Below are 5,261 nucleotides of genomic sequence, written 5' to 3' on the forward strand. Positions count from 1 at the left end.
GATCTAGGTCGAAGCACCACTTCCGCCTGACGTCGACTGCCCCGTGCGTGCGGGGCAGTCGCGCAGGTGGTCGTTCACCAGGCCGCAGGCCTGCATGCCGGCGTAGATCGTCGTGGGGCCCAGGAAGCGGAAGCCGTTGCGTTTCAGTTCCTTCGCGAGCGCCGTCGACTCGGGGGTCGTCGCGGGGACGTCCGCCCACGAGCGTGGAGGCGCCGTCCGCGTCGACGGGTCAGGCGCGAAGGACCACACCAACTCGTGCAACGGGGTGGGGCCGTCACGCAGATCGAGCGTGGCGCGGGCGTTGGCGATGGTCGCCTCGATCTTCGCGCGGTTGCGGACGATGCCCGCGTCCTGCAGGAGGCGCTGGACGTCGCGCTCGCCGTAGCGTGCCACGACCTCGGGGTCGAAGCCGGCGAACGCGGACCTGAAGTTCTCCCGCTTGCGCAGGATCACGAGCCAGGACAGGCCGGACTGGAAGGCCTCGAGGCAGAGACGCTCGTACAGTCCACGCTCGTCGCGGACCGGCACGCCCCACTCGTGGTCGTGGTAGGCGGCGTAGTCGGGGTGGTCGTCTCCGAAGCAGCGCGGCATGGGCGGCATCATCGCGCGTTGTAGGGTCCCAGCATGTCGTCCGACGCCCCGCAGTTGATCGAGACCGCCGTGCACCGCTTCCTCGAGGACGTGCCGGCGCTGAAGCCGCTGAAGATGGTGATCGGCGTCGACCTCGTCGGGCGGGGTGACACGCAGATGTTCCGCCTCGAGATGCCCGACGTGAAGGTGACGAAGGACATCGCCGCGGATGCGCGCGTGCGCGTGAGCATGCGGCGTGACTTCTTCAACCTGATGGTGGAGCACGAGGCGCGCGTCGCGGACTGGCATCAGGCGTTCTACGAGGGCCGGGCGAAGGCGACCGGGGTCGCGCAGTACCTCAAGCTCATCGCGCAGGTCGTCGAGAAGCAGGAGGAGCGCAACCGGCTCAAGCGGTCCCGCCACTAGGCGGTCGATCCGTGGGTGGTGGCGCCAGCACATCGGAGCGGGAATCCGGCGAGCGCATCCGGGTGGACCAATGGCTCTGGGCGGCGCGGTTCCTGAAGACCCGTGCGCTCGCGAACGAGGCGGCGGCAGGCGGGCGGGTGAAGGTCAACGGCCTGGCCGTCAAGCCGGCTCGGGAGATCCACGTGGACGACGTCATCGAACTCGTCGTCGGGCCGGTGCGGCGGACCGTCGTGGTGCGTGCGCTCGCACGGCGGCGGGTGTCGGCCGCCGTGGCCGCGACGCTGTACGAGGAGACCGCGGAGAGCATCGCGAACCGTGAGGTCGCGGCCGAGCAGCGACGCCTGGCCACGCCCGTACGGTTCGAAGGTGGGGGCCGGCCGACCAAGCGTGATCGGCGTCGCTTCGAGAGCGAACGGGCGGCACGGCTCGCCCGCGACTCCGAGCGCTGATACCGCCGCGGGGTGCCGGAGGTGACGTGCGGCGTTCCCGCGGGAACGTCGGCGAGCGCTGACGCGCCAACGGCGTCACGGATCTGTCGCAACCCGAGAGCTATCAGACCTTCGTGATCGAACATGTGTTCGTGTCTGAGACTGGAGTCGAGCCCACCCACACCGAGCAGCCCGCCGTCGAAGCACTGAGCGCGGAGGATCTGGCGGACGAGATCAAGAGCCTCGCTGCGCACCTTGACGCCGCGAAGGCCCGGTGGCTGGCGCTGGTGGCCGAGTTCACCCGCCGCGGGCTGTATGCCGAGTGGGGTGCCCGCACACCGGCGGAATGGGTCTCCTGGCAGTGCGGTCTCGCTCCCGGGGCGGCGCGTGAGCAGGTCCGCGTCGCGACGCGCCTGGAGGATCTCCCAGCGGTCGGCGAGGCGTTCGCCGCCGGCCAGCTGTCCTACTCGAAGGTCCGAGCGCTCACGCGGCTCGACACGATCGAGGACGAAGCGGCCATCGTCGAGCTCGCCCGGACCCACACCGCATCCCAGCTCGAGCGCGTGGTCAGGGCGACGAGGCGCGTGACGCGGGAGGAGGCAGGCCGTATCCACGACGAGCGCTCGCTCGCCCTCATCGATCAGGAGGACGGGTCGGTCCTCGTGCGCGGCGTACTCGCCGGCGAGGAGGCGGCGGTTCTGCGACGTGCGCTGGAGTCGGCCATGGAGGTCCTGCGCGAACGAGCCGACGACGGCGGCGATGACTCGCCTTCTCGAGCCGCCCCGGTGGCTCCGTACGAGGTCCGGATGGCCGACGCGCTCGTGCTGCTGGCGGACACGACCCTCGCCAAGGGGCCGCGGCCTCGCACCCCACCCCAACGGCATGAGGTCGTCATCCACGTCGACGCGGATTCGTGCGCTGCGGACGACGGGACGCCGCTGGCTCCCGCCGTCGTCGAGCGGCTCTGCTGTGACGCCGGCATCGTGGTCAGTCTCGAGAGGGGTGGTGAGCCGTTGGCGGCGGCGCCGCGGACTCGAACGATCCCGTCCGCGGTGCGACGGGCGTTGCACCGGCGCGACGGCGGGTGCCGCTTCCCTGGCTGTCGGGCCCGGCGCTGGGTCGATGCACACCACATCCGGCACTGGGCCCACGGCGGTCCCAACACGTTGGACAACCTCGTCCTGCTGTGCCATCACCACCACAAGCTGCTGCACGAGGGCGGGTACGGCCTCGTCCGCGAAGGCGATCGGCTGATCTTCATGAACGAGCACGGGCACACGCTCGACGAGGTCACCGGGGAGCACACCGGCAGCACCCGCGCGCTCGTCGAGGGCAACGGATCGCACGGCGCCACCCCCACGAGCTCCACGTTGGTCGACCGGCAGACCGGGCAGTCGCTCAACCTCGACCTCTCGGTCCTCGCGTTCTTGAGGCGTTCCCGCGGGAACACGTAGCCTGCGCGGTCATGAAGGGATTCCGCATGCCCGCCGAATGGCACCCGCACGAGCGGACCTTGATGGCGTGGCCATGTCGACGCGAGATGTGGGGCCCGTTGCTCGCTGACGCGAAGGACCAGTACGCGGGCGTCGCGCGCGCGATCGCGCGGTTCGAGCCGGTGACGATGGTCGCTGCGTCGAGCGGGGACGCGCACGAAGCCCGGGGCGCCTGCGAAGGCGCCGACATCGAGGTCGTCGAACTGCCCGCCGACGACTCGTGGCTACGCGACAACGGCCCGACGTTCGTCCTCAGCGCCGACGGAACCAGCCGCGTCGGTGTCTGCTTCGACTTCAACGCGTGGGGTGAGAAGTTCACGCCGTACGACCGGGACGCGGCCCTGACCGCCAAGCTCGTCGAGTTGATGGGGGACGAGATCCATCGCGTCCCGCTGGTCCTCGAGGGCGGGTCGATCTGCGTGGACGGCCGTGGCGCGCTGATCACGACGGAGCAGTGCCTGCTGCACGAGAGCCGCAATCCCGACCTCGGCCGTGACGAGATCGCTCAGGTCCTCCGTGAGGCGCTCGGGGTCGAGCGGGTCGTGTGGCTCGGTCAGGGACTCGTCGAGGACCGTGACACCGACGGCCACGTCGATCTGATCGCGGCCTTCGCCGCGCCCGGGACGGTGTTGCTGCAACAGGTGCGGCCGGACAACCCGAATCACGCGGCGATGGTCGAGAACCGCCGCCGCCTGGAGGGCGCCGGGATCGAGGTGATCCCGTTCCCGTACCTGTCCTACGCGGAGGTCGGAGGCGCCACGACGGTCGTCTCGCACATGAACTTCTACATCTGCAACGGCGCGGTGGTGGTCCCCGTGGCCGGCCAGTCGCATGACGACGACGTCCTGGCCGCGATCGGCGACGCGTACCCCGGCCGCGAGGTGGTGGGCGTCCGGGCGGAGGTGATCGCGGCGGGCGGTGGCGGGCCTCACTGCATCACGCAGCAAGTTCCCGCGCGCGCCGGCGCGCCCACGTAGACTCGATCGCATGACCGCGTTTCGCCTGATCACGGCAGTCGGGTCAACGCTCGGATCACCCGCCAGGGTGCAGGACCCGGTCCGCGAACCGCTGCGGATCGGCGCCGTGCAGCATCGCTGGCACGCCGACCCCGAGGAGCATCGCGAGGCCCTCGCGGAGGGAGTCCGCATGGCCGCTGAGGAAGGGGCGCGGCTGGTCTGCCTGCAGGAGCTGACCCTTTCTCCCTACTTCGCCATTCGGCCGGACGGCCCGGAGGCCGTGGGGGCGGAGCCGGAGGATCTCGCCGACGGGCCGACGATGACCTTCGCCGCCGAGACCGCCCGCGCGACGGGCGTGCACGTGCACGCGTCCCTCTACGAGCGGGCGGACGCCGAGGACGGGCTCGGGTTCAATACCGCGATCGTGGTCGCCCCCGATGGCGAGTTGGTGGCGCGCACGCGCAAGCTGCACATCCCGATCACCGAGGGCTACTTCGAGGACCGCTACTTCCGTCCCGGGCCCGGGACCGACGCCGACGCCGCGTTCCCCGTCCTCGAGCTGGGGGAGGGACACCTCGGCTTTCCCACCTGCTGGGACCAGTGGTTCCCTGAGCTCGCCCGCGCGTACTCCCTGCGCGGGGCCGAGATCCTGGTCTACCCGACGGCGATCGGCTCGGAGCCCGACCATCCCGACTTCGACACCCAGCCGCTCTGGCAGCAGGTGATCATCGGGAACGGCATCGCGAACGGCACCTTCATGGTCGCGGTGAACCGGATCGGCACCGAGACGATGTCCGCGCCCGGCGGCGCCGGAACGACGACGAGCATCACGTTCTACGGTTCGTCCTTCATCAGCGACCCGTACGGCAGGATCCTCGTGCAGGCGCCACGTGGTGAGCCGGCGGTCCTCGTCGCGGACCTCGATCTCGACGCGCGCCGGGACTGGCTGGAGTTGTTCCCCTTCCTGACCACGCGCCGCCCGGACGCCTACGGTCCCCTCGTGCAGCCGGCGGAAGGATGAGCGTGACCGCGCACGCCGCCGCGGTCGGTCTGGCGATCGCCGGCGCCAGCGCGAGCCCGCCCGAGCGCCCACCGATCCACTGGGACCCGATCCCGTACGACGCACAGCGCAAGCGCGACATGCGGGCGTACAGCCGCAGGCACTACGGACTCAACCGCGCGGGCCTGAGGAAGCCGAAGGTCATCGTCCAGCACGTCGCGGTCACGTCCAGCTACCGCGCCGTGCGCAACACGTTCATCCCGAACCGTCCGGACCCGGAGCTGAAGGAGAAACCCGGTGTGTGCGCGCACTTCGTGGTGGACGGGCGCGGCAAGATCCATCAGCTCGTCCCGCTGCGGCTCATGTGCCGGCATACCGTGGGCCTCAA

6 protein-coding genes and 1 pseudogene are annotated in these 5,261 nt (G+C 70.5%); 6 read left to right on the top strand and 1 reads right to left on the bottom strand.

From position 1 onward, the window contains the following. Positions 1–3: 3 nt before the first annotated feature. Entirely contained in the window at positions 4–591 is a 588-nt protein-coding gene (locus ABYE80_RS16475; RefSeq protein ID WP_372791393.1) for a DNA-3-methyladenine glycosylase I, read from the bottom strand. Positions 592–624: 33 nt separating this feature from the next. Here ABYE80_RS16475 and ABYE80_RS16480 point away from each other — a divergent pair, with 33 nt between their 5' ends. The 6 genes and pseudogenes from ABYE80_RS16480 to ABYE80_RS16505 form a co-directional block, all read left to right on the top strand. Continuing rightward, entirely contained in the window at positions 625–996 is a 372-nt protein-coding gene (locus ABYE80_RS16480) for a hypothetical protein (protein ID WP_372791394.1), read from the top strand. Positions 997–1,007: 11 nt separating this feature from the next. Continuing rightward, complete coding sequence (locus ABYE80_RS16485; RefSeq protein ID WP_372791395.1) at positions 1,008–1,445, top strand: RNA-binding S4 domain-containing protein; 438 nt, start codon at positions 1,008–1,010, stop codon at positions 1,443–1,445. Positions 1,446–1,576: 131 nt separating this feature from the next. Continuing rightward, a complete protein-coding gene (locus ABYE80_RS16490) occupies positions 1,577–2,878 on the top strand; it encodes a DUF222 domain-containing protein (protein WP_372791396.1) in 1,302 nt (433 codons plus the stop codon). 11 nt (positions 2,879–2,889) lie between these two features. Then, entirely contained in the window at positions 2,890–3,894 is a 1,005-nt protein-coding gene (locus ABYE80_RS16495) for an agmatine/peptidylarginine deiminase (RefSeq protein ID WP_372791397.1), read from the top strand. 10 nt (positions 3,895–3,904) lie between these two features. Then, complete coding sequence (locus ABYE80_RS16500; protein WP_372791398.1) at positions 3,905–4,894, top strand: nitrilase-related carbon-nitrogen hydrolase; 990 nt, start codon at positions 3,905–3,907, stop codon at positions 4,892–4,894. Then, positions 4,891–5,261, top strand: a pseudogene (locus ABYE80_RS16505) (hypothetical protein); the annotation flags it as partial. The gene ABYE80_RS16500 and the pseudogene ABYE80_RS16505, both read left to right, overlap by 4 nt.

The organism is Paraconexibacter sp., assembly GCF_041602235.1.
Lineage (GTDB): Bacteria > Actinomycetota > Thermoleophilia > Solirubrobacterales > Solirubrobacteraceae > Paraconexibacter.